We start from the raw sequence: 22,418 nt of genomic DNA on the forward strand, positions 1-22,418 counted from the left end.
GACTGTCTCGGCCCGGGTTGCTGGGCGGGCGGGCTGAGGGCCTGTGGCCGCGACGAATCGGTGAAAAGTCGGTGAAAGGTAAATGACGGCGATGTCCCGGCATGGGTGATCAATTGGCCTCACGCGGGGTGGTCCGGAGATGATGACGTGTCGGAGACCGAACTGGCGGCAGGTAAGGTCAACCCCGGCGCCCTGCCGAAGCGCTTAGGCTTAGTGACTGCGACTCGCGTTACGACAGACGCCACAGGTCGGCACACGGATCGGAAGGGAGGACGGGTGGCTGAGCTCGACGAAGGGCTTCAGGCTTCGGGGGGCATCCCCCAGGTCCTGACCTTCGGCACCCCATCCGTCGGTGAAATCCTGGCCGAGCGATACCAGCTCGAAGAGCACATCGGCAACGACTCGCTAGGCCGCCAGCTGTACCGCGGCATCGACGTCATCCTGCGCCGCCCGGTGGCGGTGGTCCTGCGCCACCCCGGCGGGGGGAGCGCGAAGGAGATGCTGGCCGCGGCGGTCGCCGCCAGCCGCATCGTGCATCCGCACCTGGTCGGCGTTTACGACGCGATCGACGAGGGCCATCGTGCCTACGTCGTGCGCGAATGGGTGGACGGCATCGCGCTGCGCGACATCGTCGCGTCCGGGCCGCTGGACGCCGGGCGGTCGGTCGCCATCGCATGGGCCGTCACCGACGCCGTCGCGGCGCTGCACGGGACCGGGATGGCGCACGGCAACGTGCACCCCGGGACCGTCCTGGTCGCGCACGACGGGCGGGTGGTCCTCACCGACGCGCGGGCCGACGACGGGGCGACGCCCGAGACCGACATCCGGTCGATCGGCGCGATCCTGTACTGCGCGCTGACCGGATACTGGCCGCACGCGGAGGCGGGCTCCTACTCGGTGCCCGACGGCGTGCGCGACTCCTCCGGGGCGCTGCAGACGCCGCGGCAGGTGCGCGCCGGCGTTCCGGCGCACCTGGACTCGCTGGTCGCCGACCTGCTCAACCCCGATCTTCCGCTGCCCTCGGCCGAGTCGCTCGCGGGCGAGCTCGCGTCGTTCGGCAGCTTCGACGAGGAGGAGATGGCGGGCGAGGAGGGCGGGCGCGTCGACTTCGACGCCTTCGACTCCGCGGCCGCGTCCACCGCACCGCCGAAGCCGGCCGGGCGCAAGCTGGCCGTCGGCGTCGTCGGGCTGCTGGTGCTCGCGCTGGCCGGCACGCTGGCTGCGGCGCGGGTGCTGGGCGACCCGGCCCCGCCGGAGACGCCGGCCACCACGCCGCCGGGGGCGAGCGCCTCGCAGCAGGCCCAGCCGCCCGGACAGCCGGTCGAGCTGAAGATCGACCCGAGCAAGGTCCGCATCGTCGACCCCCCGGGGGGCAGCCGCTCCGAGGTCAAGGACGCGGCGAACACCGTGGACGGGGATCCCAGCACGGTGTGGAAGACCGAGCGGTACACGAGGGCCGATTTCGGCGGCAAGAAGCCGGGCATGGGCGTGTGGATCGACCTCGGCGAGCCCAAGAAGGTCGTGTCGGTGCAGGTCATGCTGCAGACGCCGGGCGCGGACGGTGAGCTGCGCACCGGCACCGCCGACCTCGGCAGCGGCAGCTCGCAGGACGCGGCGACCGTGGCGCAATACACGGTGGTCGGCCAGCCGCGCCAGAGCATGAGCTCCACGACCCTCTTCAACGGGCCGGAGCAGAAGACGCAATACCTGCTCGTGTGGATCACGAAGCTGCCCAAGGAGAACTCCGGCGGATACCGGGTGGCTATCGGAGAGATAACCGTCCGCGTGCAGTGACCCCACGGACCGGCTCCGGTCGATAGGGTGCGTGCCGTGGACGCTGCGAAGCCGGGCGCGCGCGAGGTGCGCGACGACGCGTGGCTGCTGCGCGCCCACGCGTCGGGCGATCCGAACGCCTTCGCCGAGCTGGTGCGGCGCCATCGGGACCGGCTGTGGGCCGTCGCCTTGCGCACGCTCGGCGATCGCGAGGAGGCGGCCGACGCCCTGCAGGACGCGCTGCTGTCGGCGTTCCGGGCGGCGGGCAACTTCCGGGGCGACTCGGCCGTCACCACGTGGCTGCACCGGATCGTGGTGAACGCCTGCCTGGACCGTGTCCGGCGGCGGCAGGCCCGCCCGACGGTACCCCTGCCTGAGACCGACGTCACACCGGCGCCGGCCACCGACCGCGACACCGTGATGGACGTGCGGCAGGCGCTGCAGCAGATCCCGGCCGAACAGCGCGCGGCGCTCGTCCTGGTCGACGTGCAGGGCTACGGGGTCGCCGAGGCGGCGGTGATACTCGGCGTCGCGGAGGGCACCATCAAAAGCAGGTGCGCGCGCGGCCGGGCCCGGCTGGCGGTGCTCCTCGGTCATCTGCGGAACCCGGTCGACGGCGGCCGCGTCCCATCTGAGGTCCGGGCCGACGCTGCCGCGCCGGTGCGGACCCCGGTCCGGGCCGACGCCGCCGCCGAGGCCCGGGCCGAGCCGGCGACCGACGTCGCCGGCGACGTCCCATCCGCGTCCGGAAAGGAGAGTGGCGCGTGACGGCCTTCTCCGAAGCCGACCTCGACCGGCTCGCCGACTTCGTCGGCGGGGCGCTCGACGGCACCCCGGAGGCGGACGACGTACGCCACCTGGTGAGCACCGAGACGAGCTGGGCCGAGGCATACGCGATGCTCGTGACCGCCGACGCCGCCATGCGCGACGAGCTGCACGCGCTGGGCGCCGAAGCTCCGGCGGTACCGCTGGATGTGCAGCAGCGGCTGGACGCGGCCCTGGCCGGGGCGATCACCGCGCCCCCGGCGGACGCCCCGGTCGTTGATCTGGCGCGGGCGCGGGAGGCACGCAGACGGCGCCGGGCACGCTGGACCATCGGGCTCGCCGCGGCGGCCGCGGTGGTCGTCTGCGGCGGCGTGGGCGTGCAGGCGATCCGGATGGGCACCGCGGCCCGGGAGGACGCCTCGTCGGGGGTGCCGGGCGTCGCTGCCGCGCCGGACGGCGGCCAGACCCGTTCGGGCGCGGGGTCGGACGGCAAAGCGACCGGCAACTCGCCCGTGATCAGCAGCGGCCGGGACTACGGGCGTGGCACCCTCGGCCAGCTCGCCGAGGGCCAGCCTGGCGACGTGCCCAAGACCGGCAACGACAACGTGCAGGGCGAGGGCGCCACCGGGACCGCGTCGTTCGTCGCGAGCGCGCCGACGGCCGTGCCGAGCCCGCTGGCCCGGCTAAGCGCGCCCGCCGCCCGGGCCGCCTGCCTCACCGCGATCACCAAGGAATACGGTGGTCAGGTGTCGCTTGTCGACTACGCCGCGTTCGAAGGCCAGGCCGCGCTCGTGGTTGTCGTCGACGGCACGCGGGTCGGGGCCGGCAAGCGGCTCATCGTCGTGGTCGGGCCCGACTGCGGCGTCGGGGGCGCCATCGCCGACGAGCGGTACCGGACCACCGCCCCGTAGCGGTGATGTGGCACACGAGTCACCTCCCAGCGGGAATTGCCGCTTCGTAGGATGACGTTTTGCTGGCACAGGCTGAAACTCGAGGAGTCGACCGTGGACGAGGTCCGCAACCTGATCATCGTGGGGTCCGGTCCGGCCGGATACACGGCTGCGGTCTATGCCGCCCGTGCCAACCTCAAGCCGCTGGTGATCGAGGGGGTCACCTCCGGTGGCGCGCTGGTCACGACCACCGAGGTGGAGAACTTCCCGGGCTTCCCGGACGGGATCAACGGGCCCGAGCTCATGGACAGCATGCGCAAGCAGGCGGAGCGCTTCGGCGCCGAGTTCATCACCGACGACGCGACCCGCGTGGCCCTGGAGGGCCCGGTGAAGAGCGTGTGGGTCGGCGAGACCGAATACCGCGGCAAGGCCGTCATCCTGGCCACCGGCTCCGCGTGGCGCCCGCTGCAGGTCCCCGGCGAGCAGGAGCTGCTCGGCCGCGGCGTGTCGTCCTGTGCGACCTGTGACGGCTTCTTCTTCCGCAACGAGCAGATCGTCGTGGTCGGCGGTGGCGACTCGGCCATGGAGGAGGCGACCTTCCTCACCCGGTTCGCCACCAAGGTCACCATCATCCACCGCCGCGACGAGTTCCGGGCCAGCAAGATCATGGCCGAGCGGGCGCTGACGAACGAGAAGATCGAGGTCCTCTGGAACAGCGTCGTGACGGAGGTCCTGGACGGTGGCGGCCGCGTCGGCGGCGTGCGGGTCAAGAACGTCGTCAGCGGCGAGGAGACCGACCTGCCGGTAGCTGGCGTGTTCGTGGCGATCGGCCATGATCCGCGCAGTGAGCTGTTCCGCGGGCAGGTGGAGCTCGATGACGAGGGCTACGTGAAGGTGGCCGCGCCGAGCACCCGGACCAACATCGAGGGCGTGTTCGCCGCCGGCGACGTCGTCGACCACACGTACCGGCAGGCGATCACCGCCGCCGGCACCGGTTGCGCCGCGGCCCTCGACGCCGAGCGGTTCATCGCGGCGCTGTAAGCAGCGGTTTTCGAAAGCTTGAGAGAAGGAGAGCGCATGGGAGCCATCCAGCCCGTCAGCGACAAGACCTTCGAGGTCGACGTCCTCAAATCGGATATTCCGGTTCTCGTGGACTTCTGGGCGGAATGGTGCCAGCCGTGCCGCAAGATCGAGACCATGCTGAACGAGATCGCCGCCGGCGAGCTCGCCGACAAGGTGAAGATCGTCAAGGTCGACATCGACAGCAACCCCGAGATCGCCCGCGCCTACCAGGTCCTCTCGGTGCCCACGCTGACCGTGTTCAAGGGCGGCGAGCCGTTCCGGTCAGAAGTTGGGGCCAAACCGAAGAGCGCGCTGGTACGGCTGATCGAGTCGGCGCTCGACCCGGCCTGACCCGCTCTCCCGGACACCCGCCCCGCCTCCCCGACTTCGCGGAGGCGGGGCGATTCGTTGGTGTGGGTCGCGCCTGCCTGGGCATGGGCGGTGTCGGTGTTTCGGCTCGGCCTGCCTTGCTCTGGGGCGCGCCGCTGGGGTGGTGAGAGTACGCTGCCTCGCAAGCGCGGCGCCGCATGGGTAATTCGCCCCATAACGGTGTGCTCGGCCGGGCACGTACGATTTCCGTCGCGGGGCCACAGGCTTTTCAGGAGGACCATATGCGGGCAATCCGGCGCGGGGCGCGGGGAGCGGCGGTAGCCGAGATCCGCGGCATTCTTGTCGTGCTGGAGCTGCTGGAAGCCCTCCTGCCCTCGGATCCGTCCGCGGGCGATCCCGAGTACGACGCGGACGTCGAGCGGGCCGTACGCGCCTTCCAGCAGAGCCGCGGCCTGACCGTCGACGGCGAGGTGGGCGACGAGACCTGGCGCGCGCTCGACGCGGCCCGGTGGCGGCTCGGCCAGCGCGCGCTGTTCCACACCGTCGCCGACCCCTACATCGGCGACGACGTGCGTCAGCTGCAGGAGCGCCTCCTCGAGATGGGGTACAACCCCGCCCGCGCCGACGGCATCTACGGCGGGCGCACCGCGCACGCGGTGGCCCAGTTCCAGCGCGAGGTCGGGCTGCGCCCCGACGGCGAGTGCGGGCCGGCCACGGTCGGCGCGCTGCGCCGGCTCGGCCGCAAGGTCATCGGCGGGCGCCCGCAGCTCCTCCGCGAGGCCGAGACCTTCCGCGAGTCCGGCCCGACGCTGCTCGGCAAGCGCATCGTGATCGACCCCGGGCACGGCGGCCCCGATGCGGGCAACGTGGTCCCCGACGGCCCGCTCCGGTGGGTGGAGGCCGACCTCGTGTACGACCTTGCGGCCCGCCTGGAGGGCCGCCTGGCGGCCGCGGGGATGCGGGTGAACCTCACCAGGGGTCCGCAGCCCATCAACGTCCTGAGCGATCGTGACCGGGTACAGCTCGCCAACGATCTCGGCGCCGACCTGCTCATCTCCATCCACATCGACGGGCACCACAGCCCGGCCGCGGACGGCGTGGCCACGTACCACTACGGGTCGGTCACCGGCCCGACCTCGGTCGTCGGCGAGCGCCTCGCCGGGCTCGTCCAGCGCGAGATCGTCGTGCGCACCGGGCTGCGGGACTGCCACACGCACGCGAAGACGTGGGAGCTGCTGCGGCTCACCAAGATGCCGGCGGTGCGGGTCGACGTCGGCTACCTGACCTCGCCCTCCGACCGGCAGCAGCTCATCGACCCGGCGTTTCGCGACCGGGTCGTGGAGGCCATCATGGCCGCGGTACAGCGGATGTACCTGCCGGTCGAGGCGGACGTGCCGACAGGCTCGATCGACGTCAGCCTCCTGCGGGCGCTGACCAGCTCGTCCCCGGCACCGACCGCCTGATCCCTGCCCCGCTTGCTTCTGGGGCCTCTTTGGCCTTTGACTTTGGCCTTTGACGGCCGGCGTACGACCGCCGGCCTCAGGGCGAGGTCATTTCGCGTGTTGCCGGGCGAACCGGAAGAACCGGGCGAAGCAGTGATTCCGGGCTCATCGAGCCGAGGAGCTTCTCGAGCGCGTACTCGACGTCGGACTTCCACGACAGGGCCGTGCGCAGTTCGAGGCGCAGCCGCGGATAGCGGGGATGCGGCCTTACCGTCTTGAAGCCGATCGACAGGAAGAAGTCGGCCGGCGCGAGGCAGCCGCGCTCGTTGCGGCCCGCCTCGTCGACCTCGCCGAACTTCGCGTCGCCGAACGCCTCGATCGCCTTCACACCGCGCTTGGTGAGGTCGCGCGCGACGCCCTGGACGAGCATCCGGCCCAACCCGCCGTCGGCGAATGGCTGGACGACGTGCGCCGTCATCAGCAGTACCGCGTCGGCGGAGACCGGCGAGGTCGGGAACGCCATGCTGCGCGGCACGTATGCCGGCGGGGCGAACATCACGAACCCTGCCGGCATGCCGTCGACGTAGACGAGCTTGCCGCACGAGCCCCACTCGAGCAGCGTCTGCGAGACCCAGGCCTCCTTCTCGAGACCCGGATCGCCGTTGGCGCAGGCGCGGTCGGCCGCGACCGGATCGAGTTCCCAGAACACGCATTCGCGGCACGATCGAGGAAGATCCTCGAGGGTGTCGAGCGTCAGACTGACGAGACGTCGCGACATTGGCCCATCTCCACCGCACCCGGCATTAGCTCGTCATGATGGTACGCACTCACGATCCACCGCGGGAGCCATCCGCCTACAGTTCCTCATCCCTGGGATCCGGCCCCACTCCGTCGGACCCCATACCTTTCTACCCCCGGGGTTCGTTCTACCCCTGACGCCCGGGTTCGTCCTTCGGATTTTCCGTGACGTCGTCGGGCGCGTCCCCGTTGCCCTCGGCCGGCTCCGGGACCACGACGTCGTCGTTCTCCTCGGCAGCCGCGGCCGGCTCCAGCGCGTCGTCGCGCTCGCGCGTGGCGAGCGTCGTCGGCGCGGTCCAGTTGATGCGCGGCGGCTCGGCGAGCGGCCGACCGCCGAACTCGGCGAGCCACGCAGCGACCAGCGCCAGGTTTTCGCGCCAGCGGTCCTCGGGGATCGGCGGGAGGATGTCGTCCCACAGCGCGAGGAACGTGCCCTGGAGCTGAAGCCGCCCATACGGCCGTGCGAGGAACCACACGTGCAGGTGCGCGGCGCCGTCGCCCCACCGGTTCACGTGAACCCGGGCGACGCCGTCGAGCGAGCGGATCGCACGCTCAAGCCGAACCGTCATCACGCCGAGCTCGGCGGCGAGCATGTTCGGCAGGTCGCCGAGGTCGAGGTGCGAGCGGGACTCGAGGATCAGCACGGCTGGCAGGCCCGTGGGGCGATCGAGCGCGCGGACCCGCCAGCGGTCGCTCACCCAGATGTACGCCTGGTCGGGCGCCGAGCACGCCCGGCACTCCGAGGGGTTGTCGCCGTGGCGCGGCGGCTCGATCGGCACGGGCTCCAGGAGGCGCTTGACCCGGAGGTCGCCCTCGAAGGGGAATGTCGGCCAGTACGTGAAGGCCGGCAGCTGCTGGGGCGACCGCTGGGCCGACGCGTGTGCGGGATTGGTGGGCGTCCCGGGCGCGGGCGTGGCCGGGGTTGCTGGCGTCTCAGGCACGAAGCCGACCCTAGCCGAATCGGGGCCCCGGTGTCCGTACCCTGTGGACAGCCGACACCGTGTCGGGGAGTTATCCACAGGCTGAGTGATGTCGCCTGTGGATAACGGCTCCTCGGCGCTCCGCCTGGGCCTGCGTTCATCCACAGGGCCGCGGTCGATCTAGCACCTGGTTTCACGTGAAACCGGTGAGCCTGTGGATAACTCCTGTGGACAGGATTCCCTGAGAGCCGTTCTCTCAAGATTCGCAACTGCCCGGATTTTCAGCCCCGCGAGTTCCGAACGGCCCGTTTTGGGCGTTCGGTCGAAGCTTGGCTGCTCAAACATCGAGGGCCGAACCCTTTGCGGGTCCGGCCCTCGATTCGGAGCGGGTCGCGGGGCTATTGCTCCCGCTGGCCGGCCGAGGACTCGTCGGGCACGCCGATGATGCCGACGATCCGCTCGAGGTCGTCGACCGTCGCGAACTCGATCGTGATGCGGCCCTTGCGGCGGCCGATGTCGACCTTGACTCGGGTGTCGAACCGGTCCGAGAGGCGGTCGGCGAGATCGGACAGCGCCGGCGCATGCGGCTTCGCGCGCCGCTGCGGGGAGGCCTGCTTCTTGGTCGAGCCGCCCTCCGAGATCGCGAGCGAGACGAGCTCCTCGGTGGCGCGCACCGACAGGCCCTCCGCCACGATCCGGGTCGCTAGCGTCTCCTGCTCCTCCGAGTCGTCGAGGCCAAGGAGCGCCCGGGCGTGGCCCGCCGAGAGGACGCCGGCCGCGACCCGGCGCTGGACCGGGGCCGGGAGGTTCAGCAGGCGGATGGTGTTCGAGATCTGCGGCCGGCTGCGGCCGATGCGCTTGGCGAGCTCCTCGTGAGTCGCGCCGAACTCGTCGAGCAGCTGCTGGTACGCGGCCGCCTCCTCGAGCGGGTTCAGGTTGGCCCGGTGGATGTTCTCCAGGAGCGCGTCGCGGAGCATCGCGTCGTCGCGTGTCTCGCGGACGATCGCCGGGATGGCCTCCTTGCCAAGCGCCTGGGCGGCCCGCCAGCGGCGCTCGCCCATCACGAGCTCGTACTGGTTTTCGCCGTCCGCCTCGCGCAGCTCGCGTACGACGATGGGCTGGAGGAAGCCGACCTCCTGGATCGAGGTCTTCAGCTCCTCGATCGCCTCGTCGTCGAAGACCTGCCGTGGCTGCTTCGGGTTCGGGACGATCGAGCCGACCGGGATCTCGGCGAAGCGGGCGCCCGGCACCGGGGCGAGCGTCTCGGCCGCCGGCTCGGCGGCGACGGCGCCGTTGGGGACCTCCTGGAGCGGCGGCGTTGCGAGCGCGGTCGCGGTGCCGGTCGCGCCATCGGCCGGCGCGGCGGCGGTGGGAATGAGGGCCCCGAGCCCCCGCCCAAGACCTCCACGTCGGTTCGACTTCATGCGATCCCTCCCACCTGCGCACCTTGCGCACCGCGCAGCGCGATCTCCTGCGCCGCCTCGAAATAGCTGACCGCACCCCGGGACCCGGGGTCGTACGTCATGACCGACTGGCTGTAGCTCGGCGCCTCGGACACCCGCACGTTACGAGGGATGACGGCGTTCAGGCACTTCTCCCCGAAGTGGTTGCGCACGTCCTGCTCGACGAGGTCGGCCAGGCGCGTGCGCCGGTCGTACATCGTCAGCAGGACGGTCGTGATGTCCAGCTTCGGGTTGAGGTGAGACCGGACCAGCTCGATGTTGTTCGTGAGCGCCTGCACACCCTCGAGCGCGTAGTACTCGCACTGGATCGGGATGAGGACCTCTTCGGCGGCGACGAGCGCGTTGACCGTAAGGAGGCCGAGCGACGGCGGGCAGTCGATGAAGATGTAGTCGTAGTCGTTGCCGCCCGCCTCGATCGCACGCTTGAGCCGCGACTCGCGGGCGACGACCGAGACGAGCTCGATCTCCGCCCCGGCGAGGTCGATCGTCGCCGGTACGGCCCACAGGTTCGGGATGCCCTCGACCTGCTGGGTCACCGCGTCGAGCGGGGCGCCGTCGATCAGGCAGTCGTACACGTCCGGGACGCCGGAGTGGTGGGGAACGTTGAGTCCGGTGGAGGCGTTGCCCTGCGGGTCGAGGTCGATCACCAGCACGCGGTTGCCGTGCAGCGCCAGGGCGACGGCGATGTTCACCGCAGTGGTCGTCTTGCCCACGCCGCCCTTCTGATTGGCCACACACATCGTGCGACGCCGTGGTGGGCGGGGCATCGTGATCTCCCCGCTCGGATTGAGAATTTCCACGGCGCGCTTTGCCTCCTGTGCCAGCGGGGGGTCTTCGGTTTCACGTGCAACGTACGCGTCAGTCATGGCGCCCTCGGTATCCGCGGTGACGACGGACGGGTGCGGCCGAGGGGATGGCGGGTTCCGTCTTTCGGGCCTCACCTCGGCCGGAGAAGCGTCGACTGTTGGCGATACTCCCCGGCCGTAAAGGGTACCGGTTGATGATCGCTCGGATGGTGCGGTGACGTGAAACTCCACCGTGCCCCCGCGTGTCGGCTCGAGCGCGCGCCCGGCCTCGGGGACGCGCCCCGGTTCGAGGCGCCCCGGCTCCGGCCCGCGCCCCGGTTCGACGGGCCGCGGCGTCTCGACGCCGTCGACCCGCGGCTGCGGCACCGCTCGTCCGGCGGGGCGGACGCCCCAGCCCTCAATCCCCGTTTCACGTGAAACATGACCGTCTGCATCGCCGTAGCCCGGACCATCACCGCTGTCGCGCACCATGTCAGTCCCGTCCCGCTCGGAAAGATGTGCACCCTCGGCCGCCTCGTCCGCCGAACCCGATGGAGCGCGCTCCGGTGCCGGCCCGCTCGGTGAGCCGGGGTCCGGTGTACCTGAGGTGTGGGTAACCGAACCGGGCCCGCCGGAAGCCCGCCGGTCGGAGCTCGGCCCGTCGAGACCCGTCCCGTCGGTACCGAATCCGTCTTCACTCGCTCTCTTGGAGCGCGTTCCGCTCGGATCCGTTCCGTCCAGGCCGGCTTCCTCAGGGCCCGTTCCGTCGGACAGAAGAGTGGCGCGGGGCCAGCCTACGGCGCTTCGCCTGGCTGAGCCATGACTGACCGGCGCGTCGTTGGGCTTGTCACCCCGACTCGTGCGCCAAAAGACCAAAAATCCGTCAACCCGGCGGAGCAGGCCGCCGAGTCGCTGTATCGGCGACATCGGCCAACCGATGCCGACCGCCGTGCCGTCCCCCATGAGTGCCTCCGCGTTCCCCTTGCCCGGGGCCGCGGTTCCGCCCCCGGGTCACCGGCCGCGGCGCCCCCCGGGTTTCTTGGAGCGCGCGGCTTCCCGCTCACGCACGATCTCGACCACGGTGGTGGGCTCGGCGAGGAGGGCATCCCCACACGTGCGCACCGACGGGGTCCCCGCACCGAGCCGGGCGAGCGCCTCCGCGTGTTCGGCGATCTCGGCCGCGGCGGAGGCACCCTTCATCGCGAGCAGCCGACCGCCGATGGCGGTGAGGGGGAGGCACCAACCGGCGAGCCGGTCGAGCGGAGCGACTGCCCGGGCGGTGACGACGTCGGCGAGCGAGAGCTTGCCGACGCACTCCTCGGCCCGGGCGCGAACCACGGTGGTCCGGTCGAGGCCGAGGGTCGTCACCGCCTCGGAAAGGAATGCGGTACGTCGTGCGAGCGGCTCGACCAGGGTGACGGACAGGTCGGGACGAGCCACCGCCAGCACCATACCGGGCAGACCGGCCCCGGACCCGACGTCGACGACCGTGGCGCCCGACGGAATGAGATCTGCGACGACGGCGCAGTTGAGGAGGTGGCGTTCCCAGATGCGCGGGGCCTCCCGGGGCCCGATGAGGCCCCGGACGACGCCGTCGGTCACGAGGAGCTCCGCGAACCGGTGCGCCACGGGGAGACGATCGCCGAAGACCTTCTCCGCGGCGGGGAGGATTTCGCTGGGTACTGCACCGTCCATGCCGTCAAGCAAACCATGCTCCGCCGCGAGGCTCGGGACGCGGGGGACAGTCCTTCGCCCCACCCGGCTCGGGTCGGAGGGCCACCCATCCGGCAGCCCGTGTTTCACGTGAAACAAACGGCGGCTGTCCACGTTCCCGGCCGGCGCAGCACACCGCACGGGGTCCGGACGCGCGCAACGGAGATGGCCGAACGCGCAGCGCGCGTCAGGGCCGCGACGCGGGACGGCGACCGGAGGAGGAGCACGGAACGCGGGCGCGGATGCGAGGACGCGCATGCGCGGGCGAGGACGCGGATGCGAGGACGCGCGAAGCGCGGACGTGGGACGCGAGGCGCGAAGCGCAGGCGCCGGGCACGGATGGCGCCCGGGTGTTTACGCCCCATGGTCCTTTCGGGTCATGGGCATCGTCGTCAACTTCGCACATGGACTTCGTCTGGGGATGGCGGTGCGGACGGGGTCAGGCCGCTTACGACCGCTCGTCGGTAGGGAGTCGGTAGGGAGTCGGTACGGGGCTTGGTGCGCAGCATGGCATGCAGGACGTCAACGCGGCGGCGGGCCAGGCAGATGAGGGCGGCGTTGTGTTTGCCCTCGGCTCGCTTGCGGTCGTCGTAGGCGCAGGAGGGCGGATGGGACAGCGACGCGAACGCGGCGAGGGAGAACGCGCGTTGAGCTCGTGGAGCGACCGCCCAATTGGGCCGTTGGCATCTCGAGGAGCCAAGTCCAAGCCGGCGCTGGACGGGCGTGCAATCCGCGCCGACCGACGTGCGCGGTCCGCCGTGATCACGGAGTCAACATGTACTAGGAGCAGCACGTTCACTCCGTGATCACGGAAGACCCCGCGCACCGCGGCCGTCGAGCGCATGATCACGGCGACCTGCTGACGGACTGGCTCCACCAGCCAAATGACGGTCGCTCCTAGTACGGCAGTCGCACTTGGTGATCAGGAGCCAAGTTCGGTTCTGAGGCGTCGTTGGTAGTGGGCGCGGCTGGGGCGGGCTTGGTGCTCGCCGCGCCAGTTGGTCCAGTTCAGCCGGTGAATGACGCCACGGGCGGTGGCGATGATGAAGGTGATGAGCAAGCGGCGGATCTTGACGGTGAACGGGATCGGGCCGTTGCTGGCGCGGGCGTGGTGGTAGGGGTCCGACGGGTGGAGTGGGCCGGTCGTTGGCGGCGCAGGCGGCGAGAACCGCGAGCGTGGCGATGGCCAGGGTGGTGAACCGCTGCCAGCACTGCCATTGCCGGAGTTGGTGCTGGTCCAGGCCGATCTGGCTCTTGCCGGCCTGGAATTATTCCTCCACGCTCCACCGGATCCCGGCAACCGCGACGAGCGCGGCCAGGGTGGCCGGGCGGGGTGTCCAGCAGCGGTAGCAAGGCCAGCTCCCCGGTACTGGTGTTGCGCCGGATGAGCATCCGGACGGACATACCCGGCCTGCTCCGCCAGGCCCCAACAGGTCTTGGACTCGATCTCTGACATCAGCCCCGACACGAACGCCGCCGCCGTCCGACGCGGTTCCACCCGCGAGAACCGGCCGGCGAACCGGCCCAGCACATCGTCCAGTACCGCCTGCCAACCGGCAGGGTCTATCCTGTGGCCCGCGGCCACCGCACGATCTTCAGTTGACTCCACAAGCCATTGATGATCTCGCGGTGGCCGTCTTCATGGTGACCACACAAGAGGCACACCTTCGACACACGACATCCCGATGCTCTTGGAACGATGGGGTCACGTCGAGCTCGGTCGACCAACTCGGGATCCGTTCAGCGAGGTGCGATGCTGCGAACACGTCTGGCGTTGGTCACGGGCAGTGCCTTACTGGTGCTGTCCTGCCTGGTGGGCTGCTGGCTCCCGGCGATCCTGGAACCCCAGCCGCCATGGCACGACCCGACCGCTCAGCAAGCCGAGTGGGAACATCTGCTGACCTGGCTTATCGGCTCGGCGCTCGCACTGCTGATAGGCGCCTGGCTGCTACTCGCATACGGCTGGACCAGATGGCGCGTCAAGCGACGCCAAACCAGAGCAACCATCAACCGACCTGCCGATTGAGGTTCCGCACGGCAGCCATCCCTCGCCATCGCCCAACGAAGTCACGAAGTGCGTCTGCCGTACTAGTCGCCGCCGTTGGGGTGGTCGCCGCGAATCGAGTTGCCGGAGCGACGGGTGACTGGGGCCAGGCCGGCATAGGCGGCCGGGTGGCCCAGGGGCGAGCAAGGGCGGTGACGTCGAGCATGATGCGGGCACCGGTCCTGGCGCCGGTGCCGGGCGTCGAGGTCAGGACCCGGGCTCGAGGATGCGCATCAAGCGCCCCCTCGACCTGGTCGGCAAACCTGGGCGCGTTGGCGCACCACCTCGCGCCAGCGAACCGGCCAGACGGGGCAGCATCGTCTCCGCGGCGGCCGGTCCGGGGCACGGCCACGGTCTGCTCACCGAGTGCGGCGAGGACCCCGTCGACCAGCCGCCGTACTTGCCATACGTCGCGGCGGGTCCCCGGTCGCTGGTTGAGCGTCGGGCTGCCGCACCCACGTTGCGAAGACCAACCCCACACGGGCGGCCGGATCCCTATCAGCGGTCCACCAACGTCCCCGAATCATGCCTGCGCCTGGGGCGGTAAGTCATACCAGGCCGAGCGACCGAGGAGCCTCCGGCTGGGGGCGGGCGCCGGGGCGTGGCCACGGGGCAAAGGGCCGGGGCGGGGGCGCAGGCGGCGGCACGACGCGACCGGCTGGAATCACGGAGACAGCGGACAGGGTGCGCGGGATCGCGGGCGCGGTGACGGCGGGGTACGACGACTGGGGCTGAGGCGCCCGGGGCAATGGGTAAAGCGTGGGAGTCGAGAGTGGAGAGACGTGCGGGGGCGCGCCAGCGGTCGTGGCGCGCCCCCGCGCTGTTTCACGTGAAACGGCGCTCCGCCGCCTCGATGGCGTTGCGGAAGAGCATGGCCACGGTGGTGGGGCCTACGCCGCCCACTCGCGGTGTGATGGCGCCGGCCACCGCGGCGCACGACTCCGCGACGTCTGGGAGCAGACGGCGACCCTCGTAGCGGACGCCGCCGCCGACCACGACCGCGCCGGGCTTCACGTGCTCCGGCTGGATGATGCCCGGAACGCCGGCGGCGGCGATGAGGATGTCGGCGCGGCGCGTGTACCGGGGCCAGTCGGGGACACCGGTGTGCACCACCGTCACGGCCGCGTTCGCCGTCGGGCGCTTCTGGGCCAGGAGCATCGCCAGCGGCCGGCCGAGGGTCGCGCCGCGGCCCAGGATCACCACCTCGCGACCGCTGACGGGGATGCCGTGGTACGCGAGGAGTGCCTCGATGCCCGCCGGCGTACACGGCAGCGGGCCCGGGATGCCGGCGGCCAGGCGACCCAGGTTGAGCGGGTGCATGCCGTCGACGTCCTTGTCCGGGTCCACGCGCATGAGAGCGGCGTCGTAGTCGAGATGCTGCGGCGTCGGGTACTGGATCAGGAGGGCGTGGACGTCGGGGTCGGCGTTGAAGTCGTCGATCGCGGCGTGGAGGTCGGCCTGGCTCGCCGTTGCCGGGAGGTGGCGGTGCGGGGAGGCGAAGCCGAGCGCGGCCGCCTGGCGCTGCTTGATGCGGATGTAGCCGGCGCTCGCGTCGTCGTCGCCGACGAGGATGGTGGCGAGCGACGGGGTGATGCCGCGGGACTTCAGGGCGGCCACCCGGGACTCGACGTCCACGAGGATCTGGTCCGCGACCGGGCCGCCGGGCAGCAGTCGTGCGGAGCCGCCGGGCCGAACATCACCAGAGCCACCGAACGGGGCATCGCCGGGACCGCCGAGCTGAGCGTCGCCAGAGCCGGCGGGGCGAGCGCCGCCGGACCCAACAGGGACGGACACGGTGGGCGCGGACGGAACGGGCGCGGACGCGGCCGGGACAAAGGCGGGCGGAACCGGGGCGGACGCGGTGGACCCAGATGAGACGGGCGCAGGCGCAGGCGTGGACGTGGACGCAGGCGTGGGCGCAGGAACGGGAGAAGAGAGGGCACTGGGCGACTCGGGCATACGACCCCTCGCTCAACGTGGGAGCCCAGGCGGTCGACTCCCACGACGAGGCTTCCCGATGGTTGCCCATCCTTGGTGCCGCCAGTCGCGTCTACCCCAATTATGCCCGACCGCATTGTGCGCGACCGCGCCGCGCACCCAGGCAGCGCGCTGGGCCGCACGGCGGGGCGGGTGGGCGTACGAACCGGATAAACAGCACCGCCCCCGAACCGTGGCTGGCGGCTCGGGGGCGGTGAGGAAACTGCGATGCGGCGCTACGCCGTCGGGCGGACCACGATCCGCCGGGACGGCTCGACGCCCTCGGACTCGCTCTCCACGCCGGGAAGGGCGTTGATGACGTCGTGCACGCACTTGCGCTCGAAGGCGCTCATCGGCTCCAGGCGCACGGCCTCGCCGTACTCCTTCACCTTCTCCGCGGCGTTCTTGGCGATCGCGCCGAGCTCCTTGCGGCGCAGCGCCCGATAGCCGCCGACGTCGAGCAGCAGGCGGCTCGGCGAGCCGGTCTGCCGGAACACGGCCAGCCGGCTCAGCTCCTGCAGCGCCTCGAGCGTGGCGCCCCGCTGGCCGACCAGGGCCTGAAGCCGCTTGCCCGAGCCGTCGCCGCCCTCGACGACCTCGACGACCGGGCGGCCGCTTACGACCAGCTCGTCGATGTCGCCGTCGTAGTCGAGGATGTCCAGCAGGCCCTCGACGTAGTCGGCCGCGATCTCGCTCTCGCGGAACAGGTCCGCGGCGGCGCGGCCGGAGCCGCCGGCGGCCGGGGCCTCGGCGCCTTCCTCGTCCTCGGCGCCTTCCTCGTCCTCGTCGTCACTCTCTTCGGCATCCAGGTTGGCGTCCTGCTCCAGGGCCTGGTCCGCGTCCTTGTCCAAGGCCTCGGCGCCGAGATCGCTGGTGGTATCGGTCACGAAACTCATCTCCGCATGTTTGGGGCGCCGAGGCGCCGTCACAGGTCGTCGGTGAGGGGTGGTTGCTTCAGGGGAGCGCCTCGCGCCGGGCCGCTGAAGGGGTGGGCCCGGCGGGGTCGCGTCAACCCGACTGCCGCTTCGCGGCGCCACCCTTCTTCGGGTTGATCGGCTTGGCACCGGGCCTCGGGGCGCGGGACGGGGCGCCGTTGGCGGCGGAGTCGGTGGCCTGCGCGCCGGTCGCCTTGGCGCCCGTCGCCTTGCCGCCGGTCGCCTTCACCGTGCCCTTGCCGTTGGCCCGCTGCGCGGCGGCCTCTTCCTTGGCCCGGCTGAACAGCGCGGCGAACCCGCTCGGCTTCGGCTCGCTCACCTTGGCCGTGCCGCCGCTCTTGAACGGCACGGTGTTGACCGACGCGCTGGCGGGCGGCGGGTACTTGTGCAGCACCCAGTACTGCTGAGCAAGCGTGATCGCGTTGTTCGTGACCCAGTAGATGATGACACCGATGGGGAAGTACCAGCCCGAGGTCAGCGTGAAGAACGGGATGCCGTAGAGCATGAACTTCTGGATCATGCGCTGCTGCGGGTCGGTGTTCCAGCCGGTCTTCTTGATCATCTGACGTTGCGTCAGGTAGGTCGTCGTGATCATCAGCGCCACCAGGCAGGCGGCCACGATCTTGACCGCCGTCGAGCTGGCGTCGATCTTGATCAGGTCGGCCGTGCTGCTGCTGAACTTGGCGACGATCGGGGCGTCGAACAGGCGGGCGTCGACGGCGCTGAGGAACTCTTCCTTCGACCAGCCGTACAGCTGCATCTGGTGGTCGGAGGTGCCGGGCTTGAGGTGGCGCAGCACGTGCAGGAGGCCGATGAACACCGGGATCTGCAGGAACATCGGAAGGCAGCCCATGAGCGGGTTGACCTTCTCCTCCTGGTAGAGCTTCATGACCTCCTTCTGGAGGGTCTCCCGGTCGCCCTTGTGCTTCTCCTGCAGCTCCTTCATCTTGGGCTGGATCGCCTGCATCGCGCGCTGCGACTTGATCTGCTTGACGAAGATCGGGAAGAGCACGACCCGAACGGTGATCACCAGAAAGACGATCGCCAGGACCCACTGCCAGTTCGTGCCCACGACCCGGTGGTCGGACATGATCGAATCCCAGACGGTGTGCCAGAACAGCATCACCTTCGAGATCAGCCAGTAGATCCCGCCCATCAGCTTGCTAATCACGACACTGCTCCAGTCACGTCGACTCGGGCTCGGGCGAGTGTCCCCGGCGCGGAGGCACCGGGTCGAACCCACCGGGGTGGAATGGGTGGCAGCGCAGCAGCCGCCAGATCGCGAGACCGATTCCCCGGATCGCGCCGTGGGTGCTGACCGCCTCCAGGGCATAAGCGCTGCACGACGGGTAGAACCGACAACGCGCCGGCAACGCCGGGCTTATCCAACGACGGTACGCGACGATGGGAGCGGCTACGATCCGGGCTCCGACGCTCATCGACGGCCACCTCGGTTCTTCGGTCGGCGCACGGCTTCCAGCGCCGCGTCGAGGTCTCTCTCAAGCATGTCGTACCGCATCCCCGCCGCCTCGGGCAGCGCCCGCACGACGAGCACCGAACCCGCCGGCAGCGCGGCGATGCGCGCCCGGACGAGGTGCCGCAGCCGCCGCTTCACGGCGTTGCGCACGACGGCGTTGCCGACGGCCTTGGACACGACGAAGCCGGCCCGGGCGGACCCCGGCCCCGGCGCCACCGGCTCGACCCGCTCCATCTCGTCAGGCTCGTCAGGCGCGGCGACGACATGATCGGGGTCGGCGTGCGGATGATCGGCCTGTGGCTCCCGTCCGCCCGGCACATCTCCGGACGGCGTCGCGGCACGAGACTCGGAGAAGGCCGAACCGCCAACAGCGGACGGCGCAGGCAAGGACGGAGCCGGGTGCGAGGAAGACGCCGGTTCCGAAGAAGACGCAAAGTGCAATATGTCGGTACGCAAGGGCTCAAACGGAGCAACCCCGGGCCGCGACGGCCCGGGGTTCAGGAAGTGCACGACCACTGCCCCCCGGCCGGCCCGCCGGCCGTTGCGAATGGTGGCGGCGAAGTCCTCCCGCCGCCGCAGTCGCTGTGCGGCCGCAAGCACGCTGCCTCCCGGAGGGCCCGGTCGTGGTGGTTCAGGCTCAGGCCGAAAGGCGGTCGCGCCCCTTGGCGCGGCGCGCCGACAGGATCGCCCGGCCGGCGCGGGTGCGCATGCGCAGCCGGAAGCCGTGGGTCTTCGCGCGCCGGCGGTTGTTCGGCTGGAAGGTGCGCTTGCTCACGTCGGGGCTCCGTCTTCGTGACTTGGCGGGACGCGGCGCGCCCACGGGATGTCGATCGGTGATTGGAGTTTACCAGGGACCGGTGCTCCAACCGAAACAGGGTACGCGCCACCTCACCGACCGTCAACGATCAGCGACGAGCGTCGCGCATCCACCGGATCGAGGGTACAAAACCCCTGGTCAGAGAGGAAATCCACAGGTTCGTTGTGGACAACGGTTGAGTGGTTGTGGACAACGCTGTTAACGTGCCCGGTTGCCGGTAGACACCGCGACGGCCGGCGACGGGGCACAACGGACTTTCTGGGTCAAACAGGCGCTCTGCAAGGGGGAGAAGGGCCGCGCCTGACCTGTACCACCTCGACGTACGCGCTGATCACCGCACAGTCAGCGCGGGCAAGAGGGAAACAGGACGATCCGTCCATGGCACATGATTCGTTGATACACAGGTTGTGGAAAACCTGTGGACAATGGTGCCGGGGCGGCGGGAAGTATCCGGGCACCGTCCACTCGCGGTGGGGGCCGCGAATGATGATGGGGGTGCGCGAACGGTGACGGACACCGACCTCGCAGCGATCTGGCATGCAGCGACTGACCAGCTCGCCGACGGGATCGACTCGGCCCAGCAGCGTGCGTACCTGCGCATGACCCGGCTGCGGGCGATCGTAGAGGACACCGCGCTGCTGTCCGTGCCCGACCCGTACTCCCGCGACATGATCGAGAGCCGGCTCCGGCCGGTCATCACCGAGGCGCTCTCGCGGCTGCTGGGCCGCGCCATCCAGGTGGCCGTGACGGTCCGGCCGCCCGAGGACGCGCCGGCCCTGCCCGCGCCGTCCGCATCGCACTGGTCCAACGGCGCGTCCGCCACCCTGCGGGACCCGCTACCCCCGGTGGACAAGCTGCGCGACCCGCTGCCGCTGGACGGCCGGCCGGAGCACGCCGCCGACGAGCGGTCCGCGCTGGACAACCGCGCGCCCCTGGAGGTATCGCGGCCGGAGCACGACCGGCTGTTCGACCTTCCCGGCGAAAAGCCGGCCACCGACTCGTGGCGCGGCGAGTACTCCGGCACCGCCGTCGAGGCGGCCGCGTCGGAGGCCGGGCGGTACGAGCAGGCGCAGTTCGAGCTGACGCGCAGCGAGCAGCCACGCGACGCGCTGCCGCCGCCGCGCCCGTCGACGCCCGGCACCGGCCGCGACGACCGCCGGGGTGCGCCCACGCCGGCCGGGGACTCGGCCGGGAACCGCCTCAACCCGAAGTACACCTTCGAAACGTTCGTCATCGGCTCGTCGAACCGCTTTGCGCACGCCGCGTCGGTCGCGGTGGCCGAGTCGCCGGCGAAGGCCTACAACCCGCTGTTCATCTACGGCGGCTCCGGGCTCGGCAAGACGCACCTGCTGCACGCCATCGGGCAATACGCCACGATGCTGGGCAACGCGCGGTTCGTGCGGTACGTGTCGACGGAGGAGTTCACGAACGACTTCATCAACTCGCTGCGCGACGACAAGACCCAGGCGTTTCAGCGCCGCTACCGCGACGTCGACATCCTCCTGATCGACGACATCCAGTTCCTGGAGAGCCGGGAGCGGACGCAGGAGGAGTTCTTCCACACGTTCAACACGCTGCACAACGCGAACAAGCAGATCGTCATCAGCTCGGACCGCTCGCCCCGGCAGCTGGCCACGCTCGAGGACCGGCTGCGCACGCGGTTCGAGTGGGGCCTGCTGGCCGACATCCAGCCGCCGGACCTCGAGACCCGCATCGCGATCCTGCAGAAGAAGGCGGCGCAGGAGCGGCTGTTCGCGCCGCCGGACGTGCTCGAGTTCATCGCGTCGCGGATCGCCTCGTCCATCCGCGAGCTGGAGGGCGCGCTGATCCGGGTCACCGCGTTCGCGAACCTGACCCGGTCGCCGGTCGAGCTCGGCTTGGCCGAGGAGGTGCTGCGCGACTTCATCCCGGACGGCTCCGGCCCGGAGATCACCGCCGACCAGATCATGGCGTCGACGGCCGACTACTTCGGCGTGAGCCTGGAGGACCTGCGCGGGCACAGCCGGTCGCGGGTGCTGGTGAACGCGCGCCAGGTGGCCATGTACCTCTGCCGCGAGCTGACCGACCTCTCCCTGCCACGCATCGGCCAGGCGTTCGGCGGCCGCGACCACACGACGGTGATGCACGCCGACCGCAAGATCCGGCAGCAGATGGCGGAGCGGCGGTCGCTGTACAACCAGATCGCCGAGCTGACGAACCGCATCAAGCAGACGACCTGAGCCGCCTGTGTACAACCGGCGGCGAGCCGGTTATGCACAGGCAGCGGCCGTCCACCGGCGTTGATCACAGGGTGTGGACAACCGGGTTATCCACCGCCTCCACAGGCACCTGACCTCGCACTAGTCGCCATGTGGCCATAAGATATCCACACCTCGTCCCCAGGCGATCCACAGCCAGTTCGGGCCATTCCCCGTGCGGTTGTCCCCAGAATCCACACGCTGTCCACAGAAAACCTGTGGATAACTTCGTTTGTGCCAAATTTCGGGGGTGAGTCATCGGGTGACTACCGGTTGCATCCAGGAGTTACCCACAGCCTGTGGATAACTCCTGGGGACTTCATGTGGACGCCATGTGGATGATTCCGGAGAGTGACTTGGCGACAACAAGCCGTGACCAGAGTTCTGGCCCTACGTTATCCACAGGAGTGGACAAACCCTGGGGATTACCGGTGGACAACCGGTGGACAACGCCTGTGGATAACCTGTTGTCCACAATCCACAGGGTTGTACACACCGGTTCATGCACAGCTCATCCACCGGTACACACAGGCGCTGAGCTGCGGATACGGGGGTTTTCCACAGAATCCACACCCCCTACTACTACGAAGGAAATTTCTTTTAAGAAGAGAAGAAAAACAATCATCGGCTGGTGGACAAGTTCGGCCGGCCGGATTTGGCGGGGTCGGTGCACGACCGTCGCCAGGAGGCCCTAAGGTTCGATGAGCGAGCCTGACCGGACGCACGGCGAACCGAAGGCCACCGCTCGAACGCTCATCGCCACAGACCGTTGCCATCCGTCTTGCCATCAGTTCCGTTGCCAACAGCTCCGTCCGGAGCCGCCGGGGCCGGGTCCCCATCGAGCCGCCCGAACCGGCGAGAATCAGACGGCACACCGCACGACCACACACCAGACCGACGCAGCACCGGCGCCGCCCAGCGCCTGCGGCCGGACGTACGCCCCGGAGCGAAATGCCCGCGGCCGCGGGACCTGGCGCGCGACGAGCGGCG

At 70.3% G+C, this 22,418-nt stretch carries 19 protein-coding genes, 4 pseudogenes and 1 riboswitch; of the genes and pseudogenes, 8 read left to right on the forward strand and 15 right to left on the reverse strand.

Annotated features, from left to right (window positions below; all coding sequences use genetic code 11):
- Positions 1-276: 276 nt before the first annotated feature.
- The 6 genes from ACGFI8_RS11695 (at position 277) to ACGFI8_RS11720 (ending at position 6,283) form a co-directional block, all read left to right on the forward strand.
- Entirely contained in the window at positions 277-1,794 is a 1,518-nt protein-coding gene (locus tag ACGFI8_RS11695) for a protein kinase family protein (RefSeq protein WP_392803364.1), read from the forward strand.
- 27 nt (positions 1,795-1,821) lie between these two features.
- A complete protein-coding gene (gene sigM / locus ACGFI8_RS11700; protein ID WP_392803365.1) occupies positions 1,822-2,541 on the forward strand; it encodes an RNA polymerase sigma factor SigM in 720 nt (239 codons plus the stop codon).
- A complete protein-coding gene (locus tag ACGFI8_RS11705; protein ID WP_392803367.1) occupies positions 2,538-3,449 on the forward strand; it encodes a hypothetical protein in 912 nt (303 codons plus the stop codon). The genes sigM and ACGFI8_RS11705 overlap by 4 nt, the downstream gene beginning before the upstream one ends.
- A 93-nt stretch (positions 3,450-3,542) precedes the next feature.
- A complete protein-coding gene (gene trxB / locus ACGFI8_RS11710; RefSeq protein WP_392803369.1) occupies positions 3,543-4,469 on the forward strand; it encodes a thioredoxin-disulfide reductase in 927 nt (308 codons plus the stop codon).
- Positions 4,470-4,505: 36 nt separating this feature from the next.
- The gene (trxA, locus tag ACGFI8_RS11715) at positions 4,506-4,841 is read left to right on the forward strand and encodes a thioredoxin (RefSeq protein WP_392803371.1); all 336 of its coding nucleotides are present in this window, start codon (positions 4,506-4,508) and stop codon (positions 4,839-4,841) included.
- Positions 4,842-5,101: 260 nt separating this feature from the next.
- A complete protein-coding gene (locus tag ACGFI8_RS11720; protein ID WP_392803372.1) occupies positions 5,102-6,283 on the forward strand; it encodes an N-acetylmuramoyl-L-alanine amidase in 1,182 nt (393 codons plus the stop codon).
- Positions 6,284-6,359: 76 nt separating this feature from the next.
- Here ACGFI8_RS11720 and ACGFI8_RS11725 read toward each other — a convergent pair whose 3' ends face one another.
- The 7 genes and pseudogenes from ACGFI8_RS11725 to ACGFI8_RS11755 form a co-directional block, all read right to left on the reverse strand.
- On the reverse strand, positions 6,360-7,040 hold the full coding sequence (locus ACGFI8_RS11725; RefSeq protein WP_392803374.1) for a GNAT family N-acetyltransferase: 681 nt from the start codon (positions 7,038-7,040) through the stop codon (positions 6,360-6,362).
- A 148-nt stretch (positions 7,041-7,188) separates the two neighbouring features.
- A complete protein-coding gene (locus ACGFI8_RS11730; RefSeq protein WP_392804051.1) occupies positions 7,189-7,911 on the reverse strand; it encodes a hypothetical protein in 723 nt (240 codons plus the stop codon).
- A 467-nt stretch (positions 7,912-8,378) separates the two neighbouring features.
- The gene (locus ACGFI8_RS11735) at positions 8,379-9,404 is read right to left on the reverse strand and encodes a ParB/RepB/Spo0J family partition protein (protein ID WP_392803376.1); all 1,026 of its coding nucleotides are present in this window, start codon (positions 9,402-9,404) and stop codon (positions 8,379-8,381) included.
- A complete protein-coding gene (locus ACGFI8_RS11740) occupies positions 9,401-10,720 on the reverse strand; it encodes an AAA family ATPase (RefSeq protein WP_392803377.1) in 1,320 nt (439 codons plus the stop codon). The genes ACGFI8_RS11735 and ACGFI8_RS11740 overlap by 4 nt, the downstream gene beginning before the upstream one ends.
- A gap of 519 nt (positions 10,721-11,239) precedes the next feature.
- Positions 11,240-11,935, reverse strand: a complete 696-nt coding sequence (gene rsmG / locus ACGFI8_RS11745) for a 16S rRNA (guanine(527)-N(7))-methyltransferase RsmG (RefSeq protein ID WP_392803379.1) — start codon at positions 11,933-11,935, stop codon at positions 11,240-11,242.
- Positions 11,936-12,333: 398 nt separating this feature from the next.
- Positions 12,334-12,675, reverse strand: a pseudogene (locus tag ACGFI8_RS11750) (hypothetical protein); the annotation flags it as partial.
- A gap of 188 nt (positions 12,676-12,863) precedes the next feature.
- A complete protein-coding gene (locus ACGFI8_RS11755; protein ID WP_392803381.1) occupies positions 12,864-13,001 on the reverse strand; it encodes a hypothetical protein in 138 nt (45 codons plus the stop codon).
- 693 nt (positions 13,002-13,694) lie between these two features.
- Between ACGFI8_RS11755 and ACGFI8_RS11760 the strand changes: the two genes are divergently transcribed.
- Complete coding sequence (locus tag ACGFI8_RS11760) at positions 13,695-13,967, forward strand: hypothetical protein (RefSeq protein ID WP_392803383.1); 273 nt, start codon at positions 13,695-13,697, stop codon at positions 13,965-13,967.
- Positions 13,968-14,044: 77 nt separating this feature from the next.
- Here the strand turns inward: ACGFI8_RS11760 and ACGFI8_RS11765 are convergent.
- The 8 genes and pseudogenes from ACGFI8_RS11765 to rpmH all read right to left on the reverse strand — a co-directional run.
- Positions 14,045-14,379 (reverse strand): annotated as a pseudogene (locus ACGFI8_RS11765) (transposase); the annotation flags it as partial.
- Positions 14,380-14,810: 431 nt separating this feature from the next.
- A complete protein-coding gene (locus ACGFI8_RS11770) occupies positions 14,811-15,656 on the reverse strand; it encodes a bifunctional 5,10-methylenetetrahydrofolate dehydrogenase/5,10-methenyltetrahydrofolate cyclohydrolase (protein ID WP_392804053.1) in 846 nt (281 codons plus the stop codon).
- Positions 15,657-15,960: 304 nt separating this feature from the next.
- Positions 15,961-16,043, reverse strand: a riboswitch (ZMP/ZTP riboswitch).
- 155 nt (positions 16,044-16,198) lie between these two features.
- Complete coding sequence (locus ACGFI8_RS11775) at positions 16,199-16,858, reverse strand: protein jag (RefSeq protein WP_392803384.1); 660 nt, start codon at positions 16,856-16,858, stop codon at positions 16,199-16,201.
- A gap of 112 nt (positions 16,859-16,970) precedes the next feature.
- Positions 16,971-18,053: a membrane protein insertase YidC gene (gene yidC / locus ACGFI8_RS11780; RefSeq protein ID WP_392804054.1), complete on the reverse strand. Its 1,083-nt coding sequence runs from the start codon at positions 18,051-18,053 to the stop codon at positions 16,971-16,973.
- 11 nt (positions 18,054-18,064) lie between these two features.
- Positions 18,065-18,336: pseudogene (gene yidD, locus ACGFI8_RS11785) on the reverse strand (membrane protein insertion efficiency factor YidD).
- Positions 18,333-18,692: a ribonuclease P protein component gene (gene rnpA, locus ACGFI8_RS11790; RefSeq protein ID WP_392804056.1), complete on the reverse strand. Its 360-nt coding sequence runs from the start codon at positions 18,690-18,692 to the stop codon at positions 18,333-18,335. The pseudogene yidD and the gene rnpA overlap by 4 nt, the downstream one beginning before the upstream one ends.
- 93 nt (positions 18,693-18,785) lie before the next feature.
- Positions 18,786-18,974 (reverse strand): annotated as a pseudogene (locus ACGFI8_RS11795) (hypothetical protein); the annotation flags it as partial.
- Positions 18,975-19,011: 37 nt separating this feature from the next.
- A complete protein-coding gene (rpmH, locus tag ACGFI8_RS11800) occupies positions 19,012-19,149 on the reverse strand; it encodes a 50S ribosomal protein L34 (protein ID WP_033360019.1) in 138 nt (45 codons plus the stop codon).
- A gap of 548 nt (positions 19,150-19,697) precedes the next feature.
- On the opposite strand from rpmH, the gene dnaA reads away from it, so the two are divergent.
- Positions 19,698-21,410 (forward strand): chromosomal replication initiator protein DnaA, encoded by a 1,713-nt coding sequence (dnaA, locus tag ACGFI8_RS11805; protein WP_392803386.1) that lies wholly within the window; start codon positions 19,698-19,700, stop codon positions 21,408-21,410.
- Positions 21,411-22,418 lie beyond the last annotated feature (1,008 nt).

Source organism: Dactylosporangium sp. NPDC048998 (assembly GCF_043197855.1).
Taxonomy (GTDB): domain Bacteria; phylum Actinomycetota; class Actinomycetes; order Mycobacteriales; family Micromonosporaceae; genus Dactylosporangium.